21 protein-coding genes are annotated in these 20764 nt (G+C 69.6%); 8 read left to right on the top strand and 13 right to left on the bottom strand.

Annotation, left to right across the window (positions count from 1 at the left end; all coding sequences use genetic code 11):
• Positions 1-111: 111 nt before the first annotated feature.
• From QE397_RS12750 to QE397_RS12725, 6 genes are all read right to left on the bottom strand, one after another.
• The gene (locus QE397_RS12750; protein ID WP_307095110.1) at positions 112-1521 is read right to left on the bottom strand and encodes a class I adenylate-forming enzyme family protein; all 1410 of its coding nucleotides are present in this window, start codon (positions 1519-1521) and stop codon (positions 112-114) included.
• Positions 1518-2135 (bottom strand): energy-coupling factor transporter transmembrane protein EcfT, encoded by a 618-nt coding sequence (locus tag QE397_RS12745; RefSeq protein WP_307095108.1) that lies wholly within the window; start codon positions 2133-2135, stop codon positions 1518-1520. The genes QE397_RS12750 and QE397_RS12745 overlap by 4 nt, the downstream gene beginning before the upstream one ends.
• Entirely contained in the window at positions 2132-2812 is a 681-nt protein-coding gene (locus tag QE397_RS12740; RefSeq protein WP_027503952.1) for an energy-coupling factor ABC transporter ATP-binding protein, read from the bottom strand. Before QE397_RS12740 ends, QE397_RS12745 begins: the two co-directional genes overlap by 4 nt.
• A complete protein-coding gene (locus tag QE397_RS12735; RefSeq protein WP_027503951.1) occupies positions 2809-3939 on the bottom strand; it encodes a thiolase family protein in 1131 nt (376 codons plus the stop codon). The genes QE397_RS12740 and QE397_RS12735 overlap by 4 nt, the downstream gene beginning before the upstream one ends.
• 1 nt (position 3940) lies before the next feature.
• A complete protein-coding gene (locus QE397_RS12730) occupies positions 3941-4528 on the bottom strand; it encodes a biotin transporter BioY (protein WP_307095104.1) in 588 nt (195 codons plus the stop codon).
• 106 nt (positions 4529-4634) lie between these two features.
• Complete coding sequence (locus QE397_RS12725) at positions 4635-5618, bottom strand: NAD-dependent epimerase/dehydratase family protein (protein WP_222627471.1); 984 nt, start codon at positions 5616-5618, stop codon at positions 4635-4637.
• Between the two features lie 65 nt (positions 5619-5683).
• Between QE397_RS12725 and QE397_RS12720 the strand changes: the two genes are divergently transcribed.
• Entirely contained in the window at positions 5684-6805 is a 1122-nt protein-coding gene (locus tag QE397_RS12720; RefSeq protein WP_307095101.1) for a class I SAM-dependent methyltransferase, read from the top strand.
• A gap of 39 nt (positions 6806-6844) precedes the next feature.
• Here the strand turns inward: QE397_RS12720 and QE397_RS12715 are convergent, their stop codons facing one another.
• A complete protein-coding gene (locus QE397_RS12715) occupies positions 6845-7300 on the bottom strand; it encodes a hypothetical protein (protein WP_027503948.1) in 456 nt (151 codons plus the stop codon).
• 200 nt (positions 7301-7500) lie between these two features.
• Between QE397_RS12715 and QE397_RS12710 the strand changes: the two genes are divergently transcribed.
• Entirely contained in the window at positions 7501-8349 is an 849-nt protein-coding gene (locus QE397_RS12710; RefSeq protein ID WP_027503947.1) for a Bax inhibitor-1/YccA family protein, read from the top strand.
• Between the two features lie 78 nt (positions 8350-8427).
• On the opposite strand, the gene QE397_RS12705 is transcribed toward QE397_RS12710, so the two are convergent.
• Both QE397_RS12705 and QE397_RS12700 read right to left on the bottom strand, forming a co-directional pair.
• Complete coding sequence (locus QE397_RS12705) at positions 8428-9645, bottom strand: acetyl-CoA C-acetyltransferase (RefSeq protein ID WP_222638200.1); 1218 nt, start codon at positions 9643-9645, stop codon at positions 8428-8430.
• Between the two features lie 64 nt (positions 9646-9709).
• Entirely contained in the window at positions 9710-10684 is a 975-nt protein-coding gene (locus QE397_RS12700; RefSeq protein WP_051613045.1) for an SGNH/GDSL hydrolase family protein, read from the bottom strand.
• Positions 10685-10802: 118 nt separating this feature from the next.
• On the opposite strand from QE397_RS12700, the gene QE397_RS12695 reads away from it, so the two are divergent.
• The 3 genes from QE397_RS12695 to ilvA all read left to right on the top strand — a co-directional run bounded on the left by QE397_RS12695 (position 10803) and on the right by ilvA (position 14679).
• Positions 10803-12188 carry a cystathionine beta-synthase gene (locus tag QE397_RS12695; protein ID WP_027503945.1) on the top strand — a complete coding sequence of 462 codons (1386 nt, stop codon included), beginning with the start codon at positions 10803-10805 and terminating at the stop codon, positions 12186-12188.
• A 63-nt stretch (positions 12189-12251) separates the two neighbouring features.
• Positions 12252-13424: a cystathionine gamma-synthase gene (locus QE397_RS12690; protein WP_027503944.1), complete on the top strand. Its 1173-nt coding sequence runs from the start codon at positions 12252-12254 to the stop codon at positions 13422-13424.
• Between the two features lie 37 nt (positions 13425-13461).
• Positions 13462-14679, top strand: a complete 1218-nt coding sequence (gene ilvA, locus QE397_RS12685; RefSeq protein WP_027503943.1) for a threonine ammonia-lyase — start codon at positions 13462-13464, stop codon at positions 14677-14679.
• A 19-nt stretch (positions 14680-14698) separates the two neighbouring features.
• On the opposite strand, the gene QE397_RS12680 is transcribed toward ilvA, so the two are convergent.
• From QE397_RS12680 to QE397_RS12670, 3 genes are all read right to left on the bottom strand, one after another.
• Complete coding sequence (locus QE397_RS12680) at positions 14699-15421, bottom strand: FAD:protein FMN transferase (protein WP_307095097.1); 723 nt, start codon at positions 15419-15421, stop codon at positions 14699-14701.
• Positions 15422-15565: 144 nt separating this feature from the next.
• Positions 15566-16060 carry a transcription elongation factor GreA gene (gene greA / locus QE397_RS12675; protein WP_027503942.1) on the bottom strand — a complete coding sequence of 165 codons (495 nt, stop codon included), beginning with the start codon at positions 16058-16060 and terminating at the stop codon, positions 15566-15568.
• Between the two features lie 288 nt (positions 16061-16348).
• Positions 16349-16780: a DUF4307 domain-containing protein gene (locus QE397_RS12670; protein ID WP_027503941.1), complete on the bottom strand. Its 432-nt coding sequence runs from the start codon at positions 16778-16780 to the stop codon at positions 16349-16351.
• Positions 16781-16916: 136 nt separating this feature from the next.
• Here QE397_RS12670 and mca point away from each other — a divergent pair, with 136 nt between their 5' ends.
• Genes mca through QE397_RS12655 form a run of 3 tightly spaced genes read left to right on the top strand, consistent with a single transcriptional unit; the run spans position 16917 to position 20070 of the window.
• Positions 16917-17765, top strand: a complete 849-nt coding sequence (gene mca, locus QE397_RS12665) for a mycothiol conjugate amidase Mca (RefSeq protein WP_037184227.1) — start codon at positions 16917-16919, stop codon at positions 17763-17765.
• Complete coding sequence (locus tag QE397_RS12660) at positions 17766-18005, top strand: hypothetical protein (protein ID WP_027503939.1); 240 nt, start codon at positions 17766-17768, stop codon at positions 18003-18005.
• Between the two features lie 55 nt (positions 18006-18060).
• Complete coding sequence (locus QE397_RS12655) at positions 18061-20070, top strand: thioredoxin domain-containing protein (protein WP_307095094.1); 2010 nt, start codon at positions 18061-18063, stop codon at positions 20068-20070.
• Positions 20071-20077: 7 nt separating this feature from the next.
• Here QE397_RS12655 and QE397_RS12650 read toward each other — a convergent pair whose 3' ends face one another.
• Positions 20078-20746 carry a hemolysin III family protein gene (locus QE397_RS12650; RefSeq protein WP_222627455.1) on the bottom strand — a complete coding sequence of 223 codons (669 nt, stop codon included), beginning with the start codon at positions 20744-20746 and terminating at the stop codon, positions 20078-20080.
• Between the last annotated feature and the right edge of the window lie 18 nt (positions 20747-20764).

Here is a 20764-nt window from a genome sequence, read left to right as displayed (position 1 = left end):
GAATGGATCGAGCCGGTGACCTCTTCGGTCGCGGCCCGACATATGTGTAATCCACATCACAAGGGAAGTCAATAGTTTGTTCGGACAATACGTCCGCAGCACAGCGAGCCGTCAGGATCGAGACCCGGTCGCGATCATCGCCAGGACGGCCGGGCGGTCGAGCTTGCCGCGGGCCGTGCGGGGGAGCGCGGGCACCGTGACCACGCGGGTGGGCATCGCCGGTGCCTCCAGGTGCGCCCGCAGATGACGCCGCAGAGCGGTGCGGTCGACCGGCTCCGAGACCGTGATCGCCGCGACCGGGACGTGCCCCATCCTCGGATCCGGCTCGCCCACACACGCCGCGTCGAGCACGCCGGGAAACCCCCGCAGGGCGGTCTCCACATCGAGTGGCTCCACCTTGAGGCCGCCGCGCACGATGGTGTCGGAACTGCGGCCCGCGAGAAACAGCCACCCGCCGTGGATCTCGCCCCGATCGCCCACGCTCGTCCACCCGTTCACGGGCCCGTCGGACGGTTCCGCGTGGTCGGGGTGGGTCAGGTATCCGTCGAACAGCATGTCGCTGTGCACGCTGACGACGCCGTCCACAGTTCTCGTGCGGACACCCGAGACGAGCCGCCCGGCGGAGCCGTCGGGAACCGGTTCGGTGGAGGAGTCCACGGCCACCAATGACAGCTCCGAGGCGCCGTAGAAGTGGACGAACCGAGCGCCGGGAACGCGAGCGGACAGGGCGTCGCGACCGGAGCGCGGCCAGAAAGCACCCGAGGACAACACTTCTCGGACCTGCGCCAGCCCGGGTCGGCTGGACACGGCGATGTCGTGTGCGAGGGTGGGCACGGTGTAGACGTGCGTCGGGTCGACGTCTCCCGCGGAGGACCACGACTCGAGGGGCCGTAGGTCCACGGCAGCACCTCGCGTGAGCGCGTGCACCAGTCCGTAGAGGAAGTGGGTGTGGTCCAGGACGCCCGGTGCGGACACCCGGGAGTGCCGGTCCACGGTGAACTCCTCGTCGGACCGATCGAGCGTGCGCGACCACGATCGCCGCGAGCGGACGAAGAGCTTGGGAGTGCCCGACGTGCCGGAGGTCAACCCAGCCAACAGTTCTCCGGCCTCGTCCGGTGCCGGGAGGGGGACCGCGGGTGCGGCGGCGAGGTCGTCGGGCGAGGTGAGCGTGCCGGTGACGCCGAGTCGACGCAGCCGGGTCCGCCCGCGCTCCGTGGCGATCACCGCAGCGGGGCGACCGATCTCGAGAACCGATGCGAGGTGGTCGGGAAGCAGGTGGCGGTGCAGGAGCACGAGCGAGCAACCTGCACGGATCGCGCCGAGAACCGTGACGACGGAACCGAGATCGGACGCCGGGAGGACGGCCACTCGCTCCGCACCGAGCAGGCGTGCGGCGACGCGTCCCGACCGATCCCACATCTCACGATAGGTGAGACTGCCGTCCGCGGCGACGACCGCGAGCGAGTCCGGACGGTCCCGGGCGCGACGACCGATGCGCTCGTCGATCGAGTCCGCGATCACGCGTCATCGTCCCGGTCGTCGTCCACACCGCGGGCGACGAGACTGTCTCCCAGCGCATCCGCGGTCCGCAGCGCGCGGACCACCACGGGTGTCGCCAGCGCGGTCATCGACCACTGCAGTCCGCGGGCCTTCCGTGCGTCGGAGACCTCGTGCACGATGCCGGTGAGGAGGGGGACGAGCCGGATCGTCAGTGCCAGCAGCAGTCCGATACGGTCGGGGTCGACGCCGAAGCGCCGCAACGGTTCCAGGACCCTGCCGCACACGTCGAGCATCGCGGTCACCCGGGTGGTGAGGGTGACCAGACTCGCCGCGGCCACCGTGACGACGAGAATCCCGCACACGACCACGGCGCGGGCCGGGGTCGTGATGATCACCTGGAACACCGCGATGATCGCGATCATCCAGAAGAGCGGCCGGATCTGCGCGAGTGCGGTCCGCGGGCCGATGCCCCCGACCCCGAAGAGAACGGCGACCACGCCGGCAGCGACCGCGACGTCGACCGGTCGGCGAACGAGGGCGATGACCGCGATGACGCCGACCATGAGCAGCAGAAGCTTCCACCCGGCCGGAAGCCGGTGCAGGAGCGAGTGACCGGGTCGGTAGAGGCCGATCATTCGAGCAGCGCCTCGTACGCGGGCAGGGCGTCGGCGGGCCGTCCGTCGTGGGCGACCCGAGCGTCGTGGATCACGATGACGCGATCGAAGTTCGTCAGGAGATCGAGGTGATGTGTCACCACGACGACCTGCTGCTCGAGAGTGTCGAACACCGCGCCGACCTTGCGGGAGTTGCGGAGATCGAGAAGCGTGGTGGGTTCGTCGGCCACCAGGACCTCGGGTCGGCGGATCAGCACCGCGCCGATCGCCAGCATCTGTTTCTGTCCGCCGGACAACAGGTGCGCGGGATGATCGGCGTGACCGGCCAGCCCGAAACGGTCGAGCATGTCGGCGACGCGGTCCGCCACCTCGTCCTTCGACGCTCCGGTGCGGCGCAGCGAGAACGCCAGATCCTCGGCGACGGTCGGCATCACGATCTGGTTGTCCGGGTCCGTGAACACGAACCCGACCTTCCGTCGCACCTGGCCACCCTTGCGCGCGACGTTCAGACCGTCGACGGTGACGGTGCCGGAACTCGGCGACACCAGACCGTTGATCATGCGGGCCAGGGTCGACTTCCCGGAGCCGTTGGATCCGACGATGCCGACGCGGTGTTCGGTGATCTCGAGATCGATGTCGCGCAGCACGGGCCGATCGCCGTATCCGTGCGAGACGTGATCGAACCGGATCACGCTCATGCTCCGACTCGTTCCACGAGCATGGCGATGCCCTGACCACCGCCGATGGCGCACACCGCAAGACCGAGAGCGGGGGAGTCGGTCGTGGCCATCTGCTCAGCCAACCGGACGAGGAGAATCGCTCCGGAGGCGCCCCACGGGTGTCCGAGCGCGATGGCCCCTCCGTGCGGGCACACGATGTCCGGATCGATGCCCAGACGGTCGACGGCCGCCAGGGCCACCGAGGCGAAGGCCTCGGTGATCTCGACGATCCCGACGTCGGACAGGTCGACTCCGCAGCGGTCGAGGACGGCGCGGACCGCGGGCACGGGGGACAGTCCGGGGAGCGCGGGATCCGTCCCGGCGACGGCCCAGCCGAGTACCCGCAGGGCAGGGCCGTCGGCCCGGTCCGCGGTCGTCACGGCGAGCACGGCCGCGCCGTCGGAGATGCCGCACGAGTTGCCCGCGGTGGCGGTGCCGTCGGGGGAGAACGCCGGACGCAGCCTGCTCAGACGCGCCGTGGTGAGTCCGCTGCGCACCCGCTCGTCCCGATCGATCCCGGCGACGGTGACGATCTCCGCCGAGAAGTCCGTCTGCGAGGCGAGTCGGTGCGAGCGTTCGGCGTACGCGTCCTGTCGCTCCCGGTCGATGCCGAGCGTGCGGGCGAGATCGTCCGCGGCCGTGCCCATGTCGGGGTCGGGGTGACCGCGCGGGGTGAACGGTGCGCGCGTGTACCGCTGCGGACCCCCGTCGCCGACCGGGGCGTGGAAACGCCACGGCGCCGTGCTCGCCGATTCGACTCCCCCCGCGAGAATCAGGGCGTCGTCACCCGCGCGGACACGGGACGAGGCCAGGGCCACGGCGTCGAGGCCCGAGCCGCACTGGCGGTCGACCGTCACGCCAGGGACGTGGTGACCGAGACCGGCCTGCAGCGCGGCGACCCGAGCGAGGTCGCCGCCGGGACCGAGGCAGTTGCCCAGGACGACGTCGTCGATGCGGCCGAGATGGTGCACCCGGCGAGCGACGTCGGCGAGGACGGGTGCCGCGAGGTCGGCGGCCGTCAGGTCGGCGAACGCATGCCCCGCCGTGCCGATCGCCGTCCGCCGTCCCGCCAGCAGGATCGGATCGCGCGGGGACGAGCGCACCATGTCAGGCGGCGGACCCGACGGTCGCGCGACGCCGCGGCGCGACGAGACCGGGGTAGGCGCGGTGCACGCCCTTCGCGACGACGGTCGCGACGACGACCTTGACCGCGTCGCCGGGAACGTAGGCGCCCGTGGACGCGATGGCCGCCCCTACGCCGAGGTCGGTGCGCAGCAGGAGGCCGAGGACGCCGAAGACGTAGATGACGGCGATGCCGCCCACGGCGTTGACGAGCAGACCGGCCCACAGCGTGTAGGACGGGACGATCAGCCGGGTGAGCGCGCCGATGACGAAGGCGCCCACGACCCATCCGACGAGGTACCCGACGCTGGGGGCCGCGAAGACGCCGAGACCGCCGCGTCCGCCGGCGAGCAACGGCAGGCCGATCGCGACGAGTGCGAGCAGGACCAGTACCGCGGCCGCACCCTTGCGGGCGCCGAGAACCGCGCCCGCGGCGATGACGCCGAGGGTCTGCAGGGTGATGGGCACACCGCTGATGCCGACCGTGATGGAGCCGGGAAGGCCGAGTGCCGCGATCAGTGCCGCGAAGACGGCGACCTGAGCGAGGTCACGAGCCGAGAAACGAGGGGACACGGTCGGGACTCCTGTGCGTGGCGTGAGCGAGAACCACTTGAACGGTGTTCAAGTGCGCGGAGTCACGCTAGTGGGGTGCTCGTACCCGGTGCAACTCCCCGTCGTGTCACAGCGACGCGACGAGGGCGTTCAGAGTGGCGGAGCTGCTGTGCGCGGGATGCCACCCGAGGTCGCGCTTGGCCTTCGAGGTGTCCATGACGACGGACGTCCGTCCCACGTGCACCCACTCCACCATCGACGGGACGAACGGGAGGGTGCGGATCACCGCCGACGCCGCAGACCCGAGCAGGGACGGCACCCGCACCGGGAAGGCGCCCAGCGCGGCCGCCACCTGCGACAGGGACACCACCCCGTCGCCCGCGATGTTGTACGGGCCGGGAGGTGCGTCCGTGGTCGCGGCGAGCGCGATGGCCGTCGCCACGTCGTCGTGGTGCACCAGTTGCAGCGGGTGTCCCGGGTCGGGGAACACCGGACGCACCGCGCCGACCACGGCCCCCAGTGGTGCGGGGAGCTGGGCGGCGATCGAGCGCCACGGCATGGAGTCGGCCAGGGCGGGCGCTTTCGGGCCGGCGACGATGCACGGCCGCAGGACGTACACCTCGAGGTCCGATCCCGCGGTGACCTCGTCGAGGACCTCCTCGAGTTCGGCCTTCTGCTCGGAGTAGTAGTGCTCCTTCGATCCGCGCGTCGGCGTGTCCTCGGTCAGCGGCACCCGGTTGTCCGAGTGATAGCCGTACGCGGCGACGGACGAGGTGTAGACGAGCCGTGTCGGCCGCGCGGCGGCCACCGTCGCCTCGAAGACGGTGCGAGTCCCGGCCAGGTTGATCCGTGAACTCTCGGCACGCGATCCCATGATGAGGAAGGCGAGGTGCACCACGACATCCGCCTCGGCGACGAAGGCGTCCACCGCCTCACGATCGAGTATGTCGCCCTGCCGGTACTCCGTCTTGGTCCAGCCGTGCTCGTCCACGTCGAACGGTCGTCGCGCCATGCCGAGGATGCGGTCCACGGCCGGATCGCGCTCGAGCGCGTCCACCGCCGACATGCCGATCTCGCCGGTCGGACCGGTCACTGCCACTGTGAGTCCCATGGGTCGATGATGCCCGCTGACGTCGGGATTCAAGCAAGGTTCGGTGGGAGTGAGAGACTGCGACGATGCAGGATCCGGACCATGTTCTCGGCGCGCTCCGTCGCTCACCCGATGTCGAGGCGCCCAATCTCCACGCCGTCGACGCCTCCGACCGGTTGATCCTGGCCGAGGCCGCGGAGTCGACCTCCACCGCCGAGCCCGGGTCGGTCGCGGTGATCGGCGACCGGTACGGCGCGCTGACCCTCGGGACCGCCGCCGCGCACGGCCTCACCGGCATTCGCGTGCACCAGGATCCCCTCACCTCCGAGCTCGCGCTGGCCCGCAACGCCGGCGCGCTCGGCCTCGGCGACGTCTACACGAACCACGCGTTTGATCGAGAGTTGCTCGACGGTGCGACCGTGGTGCTGCTGCAGCTTCCCCGCGCCCTCGCCGAGCTCACCGAGATCGCCGAAGCCGTTGCCCGCTGGGCGGATCCGTCGGTCCGCGTCATCTCGGCGGGTCGACTCAAACATATGAGTCGGTCGATGAACGACGTGCTCGCCGCGAACTTCACCGACGTGGCGGCCACCCGCGCGGCGCAGAAGTCCCGCGGGTTGGTGGCGACCGGGCCGCTGCCTCGCGAGAGCGCGACGTACCCCGTGTCGACCGTCCTCGCCGATCTGGACCTCACCGTGGTCGCCCACGGTGCCGTCTTCTCCGGGGACCGGCTGGACATCGGCACCCGGTACCTGTGCACGTTCCTCGACCGGATGTCGCCCGACGCGCGCCGCATCGTCGATCTGGGGTGCGGGACCGGCATTCTCGCGGTCCTCGCCGCGCGCCTGCGGCCGGACGCGGAGGTGGTCGCCACAGACCGCTCGGCCGCGGCGGTGGCCTCGGCGGTGGCCACGGCGGAGGCGTCCGGCGTGCGGGTCACGGCGCGTCGGGACGACGCCATGGCGTCGGAGGCGCCCGCGAGCGCCGACGTGATCCTGTGCAATCCACCGTTCCACGAGAACGCGGCCGTGCACACCGGGGGAGCGGAGAAACTCTTCGCGGCCGCGCGGACCGTCCTGCGCCCCGGCGGCGAACTGTGGGCGGTGCACAACTCACACCTGCGGTTCCGCTCCATGCTCGCGCGCATGGTGGGGCCGACGGAGGTGATGGGCCGCAACGACAAATTCACCGTCACCCGGTCGATCAGGTGACGGTGAGTGTGTCGGCCGCACAAGTCAGGCGGACGTGACTCAGTCGAAGTAGGAGCCCGCGTCCTCGGGGGTCCCGTCGATCTGGCCGCGGTGCGTCGCAGAGTTCTCAACCACGACTCCGTCCACCACGTCCGCGTCCTTCACGGCGGCGCCGTCGGTGCCGTCGTCCTCCGTGGCGTCCGCGATGTAGTCGTTCTCGTCGTCGCTGTCGACGACTCGGTCCACCAGTTCCTCGGTCAGTTCGTCGTCTGGTGTCGCCGCCACGGGGACGTCGAGTTCCTCCTCCAGCGGGACGTCCGGCACTTCCTCGGCCAGCTTCTGGTCGAGGCTCTCACCCTCACGCGCCTCGCGTTCGGTGGTGCCGAACTTGTCGGCCTCGGTCCACGAGTCCGGCGGGGTGACCACGTCGTCGACGTCGTCCGTGCCTCGGATCTCGTCCGAGTCGAGACTCTCACTCTGGTCCAGCGTGTCTCCGGGTCCGTCTTCGATGCTCATGAGGGAGAAGGTGCCCGGATCGCCCGAGCGACAAACGTGAGCGGACAAACGTGCGCCGACCGTGTGTACTGATGCGGTACTGCGCTGGGGGAACGGCGACGTCCGCCCGGTACAGTCCGTTTTGTCCGATGGGAACTTTTCCGTCGCATCCGAACGTTGAGAGATACACAGGCTCCACCACACGAAAGGGATGAGACACGGTGCGCACTTCCAGCAACCCGGTGTTCCGCAATCTGCCCAAGCAGGCGGGAGGCGGATATGCCTCCTTCGGTTCGGCCGCCGCCGGTGCCGGTGCGGTCACCCAGCAGTACGGCTCCCCGCAGGGACAGCCGCAGCCGTACCAGACCGGTCCGCAGCAGCGTGCGATGACGATCGACGACGTCGTCACCAAGACGGCCACCACCCTCGGTGTCCTGACGGTGTTCGCCATCGCGTCCTACGTGCTCGCGAGCAACAACCCCGGCCTGGCCCCGATGTTCGTCATCGGCGGCGGACTCATCGGCTTCGTCCTCGTCCTCGTGGCGACGTTCGGCCGCAAGATGGACAGCGCGCCCCTGGTGCTCGCGTACGCGGCCTTCGAGGGCGTGTTCCTCGGTGCCCTGTCGCTCCTCTTCACCGGTCCGATGTTCGGCGTGAGCAACGGCAGCTCGCTCATCGTGCAGGCTGTGCTCGGTACGTTCGGCGTGTTCTTCGGCATGCTGATCGTCTACAAGACCGGCGCGATCCGCGTGACTCCTCGCTTGACCCGCATGATCGTCGGCGCCCTCATCGGCGTGGTCGTACTGATGCTCGGCAACCTGATCGCCAGCTTCTTCATGGACGGCGGTTTCGGTCTGCGCGACGGCGGACCGATCGCCATCATCTTCAGCCTCGTCTGCATCGGCCTCGCAGCATTCAGCTTCCTGCTGGACTTCGACCAGGCCGACCAGCTGATCCGTGCCCAGGCACCGGAGAAGGCTGCCTGGGGCGTCGCGCTCGGTCTGACCATCACCCTGGTCTGGCTGTACGTCGAGATCTTGCGACTGCTGAGCTACTTCAACAACGATTAGTTCCAGCGGTAGTCGTCACAGCTGACAGCCCCCGTCCTCCTCTCGGAGGGCGGGGGCTGTCTGCTGTACGAGACCGACTCAGCTGAGGCGCTCGAGCACCATGGCCATGCCCTGTCCGCCGCCGACGCACATGGTCTCGAGACCGAACTGCTTGTCGTGGGCGCGCAGGTTGTTGAGCAGGGTCGCGGTGATGCGGGCACCGGTCATGCCGAAGGGGTGGCCGAGGGCGATGGCGCCGCCGGAGACGTTGAGCTTGTCCTCGTCGATCTTCAGTTCCCGTGCGGAGCCGATCACCTGGACGGCGAAGGCTTCGTTGATCTCGACCAGGTCGATGTCGTCGATGGTCTTGCCGGCGAGCGCGAGCGCCTTCTTCGAGGCCTCGATGGGGCCGAGGCCCATGATCTCGGGCGAGAGGCCCGAGACGCCGGTGGACACGACGCGGGCGAGCGGGGTCAGGCCGAGTTCCTTGGCCTTGGTGTCCGACATGATCACCAGTGCCGCGGCGCCGTCGTTGAGCGGGCAGGCGTTGCCGGCGGTGATGGTGCCGTCCGGGCGGAAGACCGGCTTCAGTTGCGAGATCTTCTCGTAGGTGGTGCCGGCGCGGGGGCCGTCGTCGGTGCTGACGACGGTGCCGTCGGGCAGCGTGACCGGGGTGATCTCGTTCTCGAAGTGGCCCTTGGCGATGGCTTCCTCGGCGCGGTTCTGGCTGCGGACGCCCCAGTGGTCCTGCTCCTCACGGCTGATGCCGGTGAGCTGGGCGACGTTCTCCGCGGTCTGGCCCATCGCGATGTAGGCGTCGGGGAGGTTGCCGTTCTCGCGGGGGTCGGACCAGGTCTGGCCACCCTCGGCGATCTTCTCGGTGCGGGCCTGCGCGTCGGCGTAGATGGGGTTCTGGGTGTCCGGGTAGGAGTCGGAGTTGCCCTTGACGAAGCGGGAGACGGTCTCGACTCCGGCGGAGATGAACACGTCGCCCTCGCCGGCCTTGATGGCGTGCAGTGCCATGCGGGTGGTCTGCAGCGACGAGGAACAGTAGCGGGTGATGGTGGTGCCGGGGAGGAAGTCGTAGCCGAGCTGGATGGCGACGTTGCGGCCGATGTTGAAGCCCTGCTCGCCGCCGGGCAGACCGCACCCCATGAGGAGGTCGTCGATCATGGTGGGGTCGAGGGCGGGCACCTTGTCGAGGGCTGCCTTGACCATCTGCGCTGCGAGGTCGTCGGGACGCATGCTGACGAGCGACCCCTTCATCGCGCGCCCGATGGGCGAACGGGCCACGGACACGATCACTGCTTCTGGCATGGGAGGACTCCTCGGGTTGGCGACGATATGACTGGAGGGTAACTCTCGTCCGGTGGGCCCCCGGTCACTGCAGGGCGTCTCGCGGCCGTAGCCGCGACACGTGGCGGTTGGCCGAGGCGGTGAGGCGGGAGACGAGGCGACGCTGCTCGGCGACGTCCGACACCGTGGGCAGCGTCGGCAGGGGGCCGCCCGCCCATTCGCCCAGCGCGGCCGCCAGCACGGGCAGGATCTGCTGGGCAGCGAGTTCGTATCCGGCCGCGGACGGATGGAAACGGTCGGCCGAGAACATCCGCTCCGGTGCCGCGAGGAACTCCGGGGCGAGCAGATCCGCCAGCGCGACGGGGTGGCCGCCGGCGGCGAGCGTCGCCGACGTCTGAGCCCGCGCGAGTCGGTGGCCCCACGTCCGCACGACAGCGCGGAGCGGCTGCGGGATGGCGGTGACGACACCGAGATCCGGGCACGTTCCGACGACCACGACGGTGCCCTCCGCCCGCAGGCGACGCACCGCGGTACGCAGACGCTCGGCCGAGGCCGCCACCGCATGCTTCTTGGTGACGTCGTTGGCGCCGATGAAGACGACGGCAGCGTCGGGCCGGTCGTGGTGGGCGACCAGCATCGCATCGACCTGACCCTCGAGTCCCTTGGATGTCGCGCCGGGAATGGCCTTGGTGCTCAACCGGATCCGCTTCCCGCTCTCGTCGGCGAGACCCCGCGCGATCAGCACGCCCGGCACCTCGTCCGCGACGACGCAGCCCATGCCGGCCGCCGTCGAGTCGCCGAAGATCATCAGGTGCAGGTCGGACTGCACGCCGGGGCGCCACCGCTGCGGGACGCGCGCACCCGGGGCGTACACACCGTCGGCCTCGGGCGGCCGGTCCGTGCTGCGGCCGATCACGGTCCGGGCAGCGGCCGCCTGCGCCAGCAGGTGCCGGTACGCGGCCCAGGACAGCGTTCCCGCGCCGGATCCCGCGACGACGGTGGCGGCTCCCGCCACCGCTGCCTGTCGCCACCCACCGCGACCCGAGCCGCCCTGCTGCATCGCACCTCCGTTCACCTGTCCGATTCTAGGTGCGCCGACGGTGGTGCCGTGCAGTGCGATCGCCGCAGCGCGACGAGGCTCGGTGGGTGTCCGGCCGGACATCTGGGAGGATGGACGCATGCGCATTGCAAACAGCGTCGTCGACCTCATCGGCAACACCCCGCTGGTGAAGCTGAACACCGTCGTCGCCCCCGGGTCCGCACTCCTCGCCGCCAAGGTGGAGTACCTCAATCCCGGTGGCAGTTCGAAGGACCGCATCGCCGTCAAGATGATCGAGGCGGCCGAGGCGTCCGGTGAACTGAAGCCCGGCGGCACCATCGTCGAGCCCACCTCCGGCAACACCGGAGTCGGCCTGGCCCTCGTCGCACAGCAGCGCGGCTACAAGTGCGTCTTCGTGTGCCCCGACAAGGTCGGCGAGGACAAGCGCAACGTCCTACGTGCCTACGGCGCGCAGGTCGTCGTGTGCCCCACCGCTGTCGCCCCCGAGGATCCGGACAGCTACTACAGCGTCTCGGACCGCCTCGTGCGCGAGATCGACGGTGCCTGGAAGCCCAACCAGTACGCCAATCCGGGTGGTCCGCAGAGCCACTACGAGACCACCGGACCCGAGATCTGGAACGACACGGACGGCAAGATCACGCACTTCGTCGCCGGCGTCGGTACCGGCGGCACCATCACCGGAACCGGTCGCTACCTCAAGGAGATGTCGGGCGGTGCGGTGAAGATCATCGGTGCCGATCCCGAGGGTTCCGTCTACTCGGGCGGGACCGGCCGGCCGTACCTCGTCGAGGGCGTGGGCGAGGACTTCTGGCCCAGCGCGTACGACCCGTCGATCCCGGACGAGATCATCGCCGTGTCCGACGCCGACTCGTTCGAGATGACGCGTCGCCTGGCCCGCGAGGAGGGCCTGCTGGTCGGCGGATCCTGCGGTATGGCCATGGTCGCCGCGCTGCAGGTGGCCGAGCGCGAGGGCCCGGACGCCCTCGTCGTCGTCCTGCTGCCCGACGGTGGTCGCGGCTACCTCGGCAAGATCTTCAACGACAAGTGGATGAGCTCCTACGGCTTCCTGCGCACCCGGCTCGATGGCGGCACCGCCGAGCCCACCGTCGGCGACGTGCTGCGCGGCAAGTCCGGCGCACTGCCCGACCTCGTGCACACGCACCCGTCCGAGACGCTGCGCGACGCCATCGAGATCCTGCGCGAGTACGGCGTCTCCCAGATGCCGGTCGTCGGCGCCGAGCCGCCGGTCATGGCGGGCGAGGTCGCGGGCAGTGTCAGCGAGCGCGATCTGCTCAGTGCCGTGTTCGAGGGCCGGGCGAACCTGTCCGACGCCGTGAAGACGCACATGAGTGCGCCGTTCCCGCTCATCGGCGCCGGTGAGCCGGTCTCGGCCGCGACGAAGACGCTCGGCGACACCGACGCCGTCATGGTCGTCGACGACGGCAAGCCGGTCGGCGTCATCACCCGCCACGATCTCCTCGGATTCGTCACCACCGCGTCCTGACACACGGAACTACTGACCCATCCCGACCGGCCTCCGGCCTGCCCGCTCGTTAGGCTGGTGCGCATGAGTGAGCAGCGCAGCAAGTCCGACACGACGTCCTGGCAGGGGTTCTCCACTCGCGCGGTGCACGCCGGGTACGAGCCCGACCCGCTGACCGGTGCGGTCAACGTCCCGATCTACGCGAGCTCCACCTTCGCCCAGGACGGCGTGGGTGGTATGCGCAGCGGGTTCGAGTACGCCCGCACCGGCAACCCGACCCGGCGTCCGCTCGAGGCCAACCTGGCAGCCCTCGAGAACGGCCACTACGGTCGCGCGTTCTCCTCGGGCATGGCCGCGACGGACGCCCTCCTGCGGGCGTCGCTGCGCCCGGGCGACCACCTCGTGATCCCGAACGACGCGTACGGCGGCACCTTCCGGCTCATCGACAAGGTGTTCACCCAGTGGGGCATCGAGTACTCGGTGGCCGCGGTGTCGGACGTCGACGCCGTGCGCGAGGCCATTCGCCCCGACACGAAGCTGGTCTGGGTCGAGACGCCCACCAATCCGCTGCTCAACGTCGGCGACATCGAGGCTCTGTCGGGCGTCGCACACGAGGCGGGCGCGAAGATCGTCGTCGACAACACGTTCGCGTCGCCGTACCTGCAGCAGCCCCTCACGCTCGGCGCCGACGTGGTGCTGCACTCGACGACCAAGTACATCGGTGGACACTCCGACGTCGTCGGCGGCGCCCTCGTGTGCAACGACGAGGAACTGGACGCGTCGTTCGCCTTCCTGCAGAACGGCGCCGGCGGTGTTCCCGGACCGTTCGACGCGTTCCTGACACTGCGCGGCATCAAGACGCTCGCCCTGCGCATGGAGCGGCACAGCGACAACGCCGAGAAGATCGTCGAGCTGCTGACGGGTCACCCCGCCGTCTCCTCGGTCATCTACCCGGGATCCGAGAGCCACCCGTCCCACGCCGTCGCCGCCAAGCAGATGCGTCGGTTCGGCGGCATGGTGTCGGTCCGTCTGAAGGGTGGCCGCCAGGCGGCGCTGGACCTCTGCGCGCGCACCGAGATCTTCACTCTCGCCGAGTCGTTGGGCGGCGTCGAGTCGTTGATCGAGCATCCCGGCGCCATGACCCACGCCTCCACCGCCGGCTCGCTGCTCGAGGTGCCGGACGACCTGGTGCGCCTGTCCGTCGGCATCGAGGACGCCGCCGACCTGGTGGGCGACATAGAACAGGCGCTCGCCTGACGCTCGCCTGGGGGCATTCGGGTTTAGGGTTCCAGCCATGGATCTCCTCACCGCCGACCGGCTGGACCGCGCCACCGCGCTGCTCGCCCCGGTCATGCGCCGCACACCCCTCGTGGCGTCCCGTGTCCTGTCCGATCGCACCGACCGCCAGGTGTGGCTCAAGTGCGAGAACCTGCAGCGCACCGGATCGTTCAAGCCGCGGGGTGCGTACAACCGGATCGCGGGTCTGACCGACGAGGAGCGCGCTCGTGGGGTGGTCGCGGCCAGTGCCGGCAATCACGCGCAGGGCGTCGCGTGGGCGGCGTCGGAACTCGGGGCCGCGTCGACGGTGTTCATGCCGAACGGTGCGCCGCTGCCGAAGTTGGTGGCCACCAAGGCGTACGGGGCCACCATTCACCAGGTGGGCACCACCATCGACGAGGCTCTCCTGGCGGCCATGGCCTTCGCCGACGAGACCGGCGCCGTGCTGATCCACCCGTTCGATCACATCGACGTGGTCGCTGGCCAGGCCACGGTCGGCGTCGAGATTCTCGACCAGATGCCCGATGTGGGCACCATCGTGGTGCCGACCGGCGGCGGCGGTCTCGTCGCCGGCATCGCCGCTGCCGTCGCGTTGAGCGGCAAGGACATTCGCATCGTCGGGGTGCAGGCGGAACAGGCAGCCGCGTGGCCCGGATCGCTCGAGGCCGGTATGCCGATCTCCGCCGAACGGATGTCGACGATGGCCGACGGCATCGCCGTGGGGCGTCCCGGGGCGGTGCCCTTCGCACACGTCACCGAGATGGTTGACCGCGTGATCACCGTCAGCGAGGACGCGCTGTCGCGGGCACTGCTGCTGTGTATGGAGCGCGCCAAACTCATCGTCGAAGCCGCCGGAGCGGCAGCCGTCGCTGCGCTCATGGACCATCCCGAACAGTTCCACGGTGACGGGCCGATCGTCGCTGTCCTGTCCGGCGGCAACATCGATCCGCTCCTGCTGACACACGTCGTCGCGCACGGGTTGCGAGCGGCGGGTCGCTATCTGACGGTGCGCATCGTCATCCCCGATCGCCCGGGCGGCCTGGTGGGGGTGCTCGGCGTAGCACGCGACACGGCCGCGAGTGTGGTCGACGTGGTGCACGCGCGCACGGCGGGGCGGCTGGCGATGGACGAGGTCGAGATCATGATGACCCTGGAGACCCGGGGCCCGGACCACCGCGCCGCCGTGCTGTCTGGTCTCGCGGCCGCAGGATACGAGGCCGAAGTTCAGGAGTGATCAGACAGTTCAGGAGTGATCAGGCGGCGATGAAGACCGCGGCGGAGGCGTGGTCGGCGGCGCGATCGACCAGCGCGTCGGCGCCCGCTGCCGCGGCGCGCGACAGCGCGGCTGCCACCACGGGGGAGGACGCGGCCACCGTGGCCGTGGTGGTGCCCGTGGTGGTCACCATCGTGGTTCCCGAGGCGATCGGAACGAGGCGTTCCGCCGAGCCGTCGATCACCGAGATCTGCCATCCACGAACGGGTTCCGGCCCGGCGACGGCAATGTCGGTGTCGGTCGAGTTCGCACCCGACACCGACACCAGTGCCCCGCAGGCGAAGCGGCGTGCGATCGTCGCGGCGATGCGCTCCACGACCACGGCGAGCGCTGTCGCGTCCAGATCGACTGTGGCCCAGCCGGGAAGGCGCACGCCGAGACCGTCGACCTCGATGGCCTCGTGAGTGTCCGTGCCCGAGCTGCGGAGCGGATCGACGGCGCCGGCCGTCAGGTCCGCGGCGGCGAGGGCGTGTCGCACCTGGTCCGCCAGAGCAGGGGAGACGCGCATGGTCCGGCCGAAGGAGCGGTTCAGTCGCTGCAGTTCGGAGTCCGCACGGGTGAGCGAGACGATGTCGAGCCACGTGTCCAGGGCGGTGCGCGCCGCGGCTGCCGCATCGGTGATCACGGCCGCGTCGGTGACGACCACCCGCACGTGGCGGTCGTCGATGTCGAACCCTGCGAATGCCTTCGTGGCGAGACTCATCTGGTGGCACCTCCATGGCGTTCATCGCTCGGCGAGCGCGTGCCTGTTACACCAGGGCTTCGAGCCCGGCGGCCACACGGATGGGAAACGCAGTTCGGCCCCGTACGCGAACGTGCGGGGCCGAACGACATGCGTCGTGCGAGATCAGTTGTGGTACGGCTCCGCGCTCGCGAGCGTGACCTTCATGGTCTTGCCGTTGGGCAGCGAGTACTCGCGCGTGTCGCCGACCTTGGCGTCGATCAATGCGCCGCCGAGGGGCGAGTTGGGGGAGTAGACCTCGAGCTTGCCGTCCCGTGCGCCCTCCTCACGCGTGGCGATGAGGAACGTCTCGGAATCGGACTCGTCACCGTCGTAGTAGACCTTGACGACCGACCCGGGGAGCGCGACGCCCGACTGGGTGGGAGCCTCGCCGACCTTGGCGTTGTTCAGCAGCTCCTGCAGCTGGCGGATACGCGCCTCCTGCTGGCCCTGCTCCTCGCGGGCGGCGTGGTATCCACCGTTCTCCTTGAGGTCGCCCTCTTCCCGTCGCTCGTTGATCTCCGCGGCGATGACGGGTCGGTTGGCGATGAGCTGGTCGAGTTCGCCCTTGAGCCTGTCGTGCGACTCCTGGGTCAACCAGGTCACCTGGGTCTCGCTCATCTCGATCACTCCCTCGTGTTCTTCAGAGCCGTTCGGCTCCGGTATTCGTAGGCGGCGTGCGGTGGTGTCACCGAGCCCACACGTGAAAGAGAGCCCGCGCTGGTGCGCGAGCTCCGTCACGAGCAGGGCGTTCCGCCGGGGCGGAACGCGGTCGATGCGAACGGCCCTTGGCTCGAGTGCTCGCGTTACGCCCGTCAATGCAGCAATACACGGCCCCACTGGGTGAGCCGTGTACGAAGCGATTTTACCACGAAAGAACTTCGTGGTTTCTTGGTCGGCACCCGACGGTCACCGAGGTGTGAGATGTTCCGGCACGTCCAGGCTGCATCCGTAGAGGTCGGCGAGGCCCGGCGCGGCCGAGGTGATCACGAAGCTGCGGACGTCCTCGGTGCCGTTCTCGGACGCCGGGATCAGTACTTCGCGTCGCCCGGTCTCGGTTCCGTCGCGCGATCGCGATCGGATGATGCAGACCGCGGGCTGGGACGGGTCGTCCCTGGTCACGTTCAGGCGTACGTCGACGCGGTCCTCGCCGACGATGTCGAACGACACCATGGTCCCGTCGACGTCGGGGGTGGTGAACTTGGTGTATCCGAGGTAGGCGACGGCCACGCCCAGCGCGATGACCAGCAGCGTCAGAGCCACGGCGAGGACACGGGACGGGGCGATTCCCCGACTGGTGGGGTAGCGACCCTCGGGGAGACTCTGCGGCGTGGTGGACATCGCCGTCGAACTTACCCGCGGACCCGGTACCGCCTCGGCGGGGTACCGGACGAAGTGGAACTATTGGAGGTGCCCGGACCGGAACCGGAGCACCACCGATAGTTGAAGTGAGGCACACGTGAGCGGACTGCGACTGATGGCAGTGCACGCCCATCCCGACGACGAGTCCTCCAAGGGCGCTGCCACCATGGCGCGTTACGCGGCCGAGGGCAACGAGGTGCTGGTGGTCACGCTCACCGGCGGTGAGCGCGGCGACATCCTCAACCCGGCCATGGACATCCCCGGTGTGCGCGAGCGCATGTCCGAGGTGCGCAAGGAGGAGATGGCCGCTGCCGCAGCCATTCTCGGGGTGCAGCAGACGTGGCTGGGGTTCGTGGACTCCGGTCTGCCGGAGGGAGATCCGCTGCCGCCGCTTCCCGAGGGATGCTTCGCGCTGGTGCCGCTCGAGGAGTCGACCGAGGCTCTGGTGCGCGTGGTGCGCGACTTCAAGCCGCACGTCATGACGACCTACGACGAGAAGGGTGGCTACCCCCACCCCGACCACATCCGCTGCCACGAGGTGTCGGTCGCCGCGTACGAGGCGGCCGGCGATCCCGAGCAGTTCCCCGGAACGGGCGAGGCGTGGGAGGTCTCGAAGCTCTACTACTCCCACGGCTTCATCCGCCAGCGCATGCAGTTGTTCGACGACGAGATGATCGCCTCCGGTCAGGAGGGGCCGTTCACGGAATGGCTCGCGCAGTGGCCGAAGGATCGCGGCGAGATCATGGAGCGCGTCACCACCCAGGTGGAGTGCGCGGACTACTTCCAGCAGCGTGACGACGCACTGCGTGCGCACCGCACCCAGATCGATCCGAACGGCCGCTTCTTCGCGGTCCCGGTCGACGTGCAGAAGAAGCTGTGGCCGACCGAGGAGTACGAGCTGGCGCGGACCCGCGTGCGCACGTCGCTGCCCGAGACCGACCTGTTCGCCGGGATCGAGTCCTAGATGACCGTGCTCAGCGCGTCGATCATACTGGCGCAGAACAACACCGGGCCCGAGTTCGGTAAGGCGTCACCCGTCGGCCTCGTCATCATCGTGCTGTTGCTCATCGGTACCGCCCTGTTGGTGCGGTCGATGAACGCGCACTTCAAGAAGCTTCCGGCGTCCTTCGAGCCGGAGGATCCGACGCCGGACCAGGCGGCGGACGAGGGCACGGACCGCGGAGGCTTCCGACCCGAGCGGTGAGGGGTTTGCGACCCGAGCGGTGATTGCGCCGGGTGTCACGGGGGACACTGCAGGGGTGGCCACCCGTGAGCGCAACACCCTGTCCGACTCGACGAGCCCCTACCTGCGTCAGCACGCCGACAATCCCGTGCACTGGCAGCAGTGGGGTGACGACGCCCTGGCGTGGGCTCGCGAACGAGACGTCCCGGTCCTGCTGTCGGTGGGCTACTCGGCGTGTCACTGGTGTCACGTGATGGCACACGAGTCGTTCGAGAACGACGCCATCGCGGAGATCATGAACGCGAACTTCGTGTGCATCAAGGTCGATCGCGAGGAACGTCCAGACATCGACGCCGTCTACATGAACGCGACGGTCGCGATGACGGGTCAGGGCGGTTGGCCGATGACGGCGTTCCTCACCCCCGACGCGGAACCGTTCTACTGCGGCACCTACTTCCCGCCCACACCTCGGCAGGGGATGCCGTCGTTCACGCAGCTGCTCGAGGCCATCTCCGAGACGTGGCGCACCCGTCGTGACGAGGTGCAGCAGGCGTCGGCCTCGGTGGTCGCCGAACTGCGCAGGACCGCCGCGGGCATTCCGGAGGGCGACCGAGTCGTCGACGCCGCCCTGCTCGACGAGGCGGTGGCGCGCGTTCTGGCGGACGAGGACGTGCCGCGCGGCGGCTTCGGCGGAGCACCGAAGTTCCCACCGTCGTCTCTCGTGGAGGGGCTGCTCCGCCACGTCGAGCGCACCGGGTCGGAGCCTGCCCGCGCTGCGGTGGGCCGTACCGCCGACGCCATGGCCCGCGGCGGGATGTACGACCAGCTCGGGGGCGGTTTCGCTCGGTACTCCGTCGATGCGGACTGGGTGGTGCCGCACTTCGAGAAGATGCTCTACGACAACGCGTTGCTGCTGCGCTTCTACGCTCACCTGGCGCGCCGCGGCGATGCGTTCGCTCATCGTGTGGCCGTCGACACCGCCGACTTCCTCCTGCGCGATCTCGGCACGGACGACGGGTGCTTCGCCTCCGCCCTGGACGCCGACACCGACGGGGTGGAGGGTCTGACCTACGCGTGGACACCCGCGCAGCTGGTCGAGGTGCTGGGCGACGAGGACGGGGCTCGGGCCGCACAGGTGTTCGGGGTGACCGACACGGGCACGTTCGAGGAGGGGGCGTCCGTGTTGCAGCTGCGGGCCGAACCGACGGACCCCGAGCGTTTCGCACGCATGCGCGCAGCACTGGCCGCGTCGCGTGCCACGCGTCCTCAGCCGGGGCGCGACGACAAGGTGGTGACCGCCTGGAACGGCTTCGCGATCACGGCGCTGGCCGAGGGCGGCGCCGCGCTGGGGTACCGGAACTGGGTCGATGCGGCAGTACGCTGCGCGGACCGCATCCTGGACCTGCACCGCGTCGACGGCCGACTACGGCGTGCGTCCCTGGGCGGTGTCGTGGGCGATGCGGCGGCTATCGCGGAGGATCACGGCGCACTCGCCGTCGCTCTCGCCGCGCTGCACCAGGCGACCGGGGAGGCACGCTGGCTGACGGCGGCGGAGGAGGTACTCGACGTCGCGCTCGACCACTTCGCCGATCCTGAGCAGCCGGGCAGCTGGTTCGACACCGCCGACGACGCGGAGACGCTCGTGACCCGGCCTCGCGATCCACTCGACAACGCGACCCCGTCCGGAGCGGCACTGATCACCGAGGCTCTGCTGACGGTGGCCGCGTCCAGCGAGAACTCCTCGCGCTTCGGTGCGGCGGCGGACAGGTCGCTTGCGCGAGCGTCGATCTTGCTCGAGCGGGCACCCCGTTCAGCCGGCCACTGGTTGACCGTCGCGGAAGCCGCGGTGGCGGGACCGGTGCAGGTGGCGATCGCCACGGAGTCGGTCGACGACGACCTCGTACGCACCGCCCGCCGCGTTGCCGCCGGCGGCACGGTGGTGGTCGCGGGTCCGCCCGACTCGGTCCCGCTGCTCGCGGATCGCCCGCTGGTGAGCGGCGAGTCGGCCGCGTACGTGTGTCACGGCTTCGTGTGCGACCGACCGGTCACCGACCCCGAGGACCTGACCGCACTCCTGGTCCGGTGACGCCGGATCAGGTGAAGAGCACCAGCCACACAGCGACGTAGTGGCACACCGCGGCGACGACCGTCGCGGCGTGGAAGAACTCGTGATGGCCGAACGTGGTGGGCCACGGGTTGGGCCACTTCGTTGCGTAGAGAATCGCGCCGATGCTGTAGAACACGCCGCCCGCCACCAGCAGTGCCATCGGTCCGACGCCCACACGATGGGTGAGTTCGCCCGCGACCGGCACGATGGCCCAGCCCAGCACGAGATACAGGGGCACGCCCAGCCAGCGAGGGGCCGTGGGCCACAGCATCTTCAGCGTCACTCCGGCCAGCGCACCGGCCCACACCACGATCAGCACGATGGTGCCGGTGCGGCTCGGCAGCCCGAGCACCGCGAACGGCGTGTAACTGCCGGCGATGAACAGGAAGATCATCGAGTGATCGGCGCGCTTCATCCACGTCCGGCTGCGAACGGTCTGCCAGTGAACGCGGTGGTATGTCGCGCTCACTCCGAAGAGACCGCACGTCGCGACGGCGTAGACAGTGATCGCGAGACCGGCCCGGACGGACACCGCCGAGTAGGCGAGCACCACGAGCACGATCCCGCAGACCACCGACACCCCGAAGGCGTACAGGTGGATCCATCCGCGCATGCGCGGCTTCACCGGCAGTTCGTCGAGCCCGAAGACAGTCACGAACCTACGGTACCGTAG

It is taken from the genome of Rhodococcus sp. SORGH_AS_0301, from assembly GCF_030818285.1.
Lineage (GTDB): Bacteria > Actinomycetota > Actinomycetes > Mycobacteriales > Mycobacteriaceae > Rhodococcoides.
The sequence above is the reverse complement of the archived record's forward strand: the minus strand, read 5'-3'. Positions and strand labels throughout refer to the sequence as shown.

What these genes read in the sequence shown, in the direction of transcription:
- QE397_RS12745 (WP_307095108.1), bottom strand. Translation starts at nt 2,135, where the DNA reads ATGATCGGCCTCTACCGACCCGGTCACTCGCTCCTGCACCGGCTTCCG.
- QE397_RS12740 (WP_027503952.1), bottom strand. Translation starts at nt 2,812, where the DNA reads ATGAGCGTGATCCGGTTCGATCACGTCTCGCACGGATACGGCGATCGG.
- QE397_RS12735 (WP_027503951.1), bottom strand. Translation starts at nt 3,939, where the DNA reads ATGGTGCGCTCGTCCCCGCGCGATCCGATCCTGCTGGCGGGACGGCGG.
- QE397_RS12725 (WP_222627471.1), bottom strand. Translation starts at nt 5,618, where the DNA reads ATGGGACTCACAGTGGCAGTGACCGGTCCGACCGGCGAGATCGGCATG.
- QE397_RS12720 (WP_307095101.1), top strand. Translation starts at nt 5,684, where the DNA reads ATGCAGGATCCGGACCATGTTCTCGGCGCGCTCCGTCGCTCACCCGAT.
- QE397_RS12715 (WP_027503948.1), bottom strand. Translation starts at nt 7,300, where the DNA reads ATGAGCATCGAAGACGGACCCGGAGACACGCTGGACCAGAGTGAGAGT.
- QE397_RS12705 (WP_222638200.1), bottom strand. Translation starts at nt 9,645, where the DNA reads ATGCCAGAAGCAGTGATCGTGTCCGTGGCCCGTTCGCCCATCGGGCGC.
- QE397_RS12700 (WP_051613045.1), bottom strand. Translation starts at nt 10,684, where the DNA reads ATGCAGCAGGGCGGCTCGGGTCGCGGTGGGTGGCGACAGGCAGCGGTG.
- QE397_RS12695 (WP_027503945.1), top strand. Translation starts at nt 10,803, where the DNA reads ATGCGCATTGCAAACAGCGTCGTCGACCTCATCGGCAACACCCCGCTG.
- QE397_RS12690 (WP_027503944.1), top strand. Translation starts at nt 12,252, where the DNA reads ATGAGTGAGCAGCGCAGCAAGTCCGACACGACGTCCTGGCAGGGGTTC.
- ilvA (WP_027503943.1), top strand. Translation starts at nt 13,462, where the DNA reads ATGGATCTCCTCACCGCCGACCGGCTGGACCGCGCCACCGCGCTGCTC.
- QE397_RS12680 (WP_307095097.1), bottom strand. Translation starts at nt 15,421, where the DNA reads ATGAGTCTCGCCACGAAGGCATTCGCAGGGTTCGACATCGACGACCGC.
- greA (WP_027503942.1), bottom strand. Translation starts at nt 16,060, where the DNA reads ATGAGCGAGACCCAGGTGACCTGGTTGACCCAGGAGTCGCACGACAGG.
- QE397_RS12670 (WP_027503941.1), bottom strand. Translation starts at nt 16,780, where the DNA reads ATGTCCACCACGCCGCAGAGTCTCCCCGAGGGTCGCTACCCCACCAGT.
- mca (WP_037184227.1), top strand. Translation starts at nt 16,917, where the DNA reads ATGGCAGTGCACGCCCATCCCGACGACGAGTCCTCCAAGGGCGCTGCC.
- QE397_RS12660 (WP_027503939.1), top strand. Translation starts at nt 17,766, where the DNA reads ATGACCGTGCTCAGCGCGTCGATCATACTGGCGCAGAACAACACCGGG.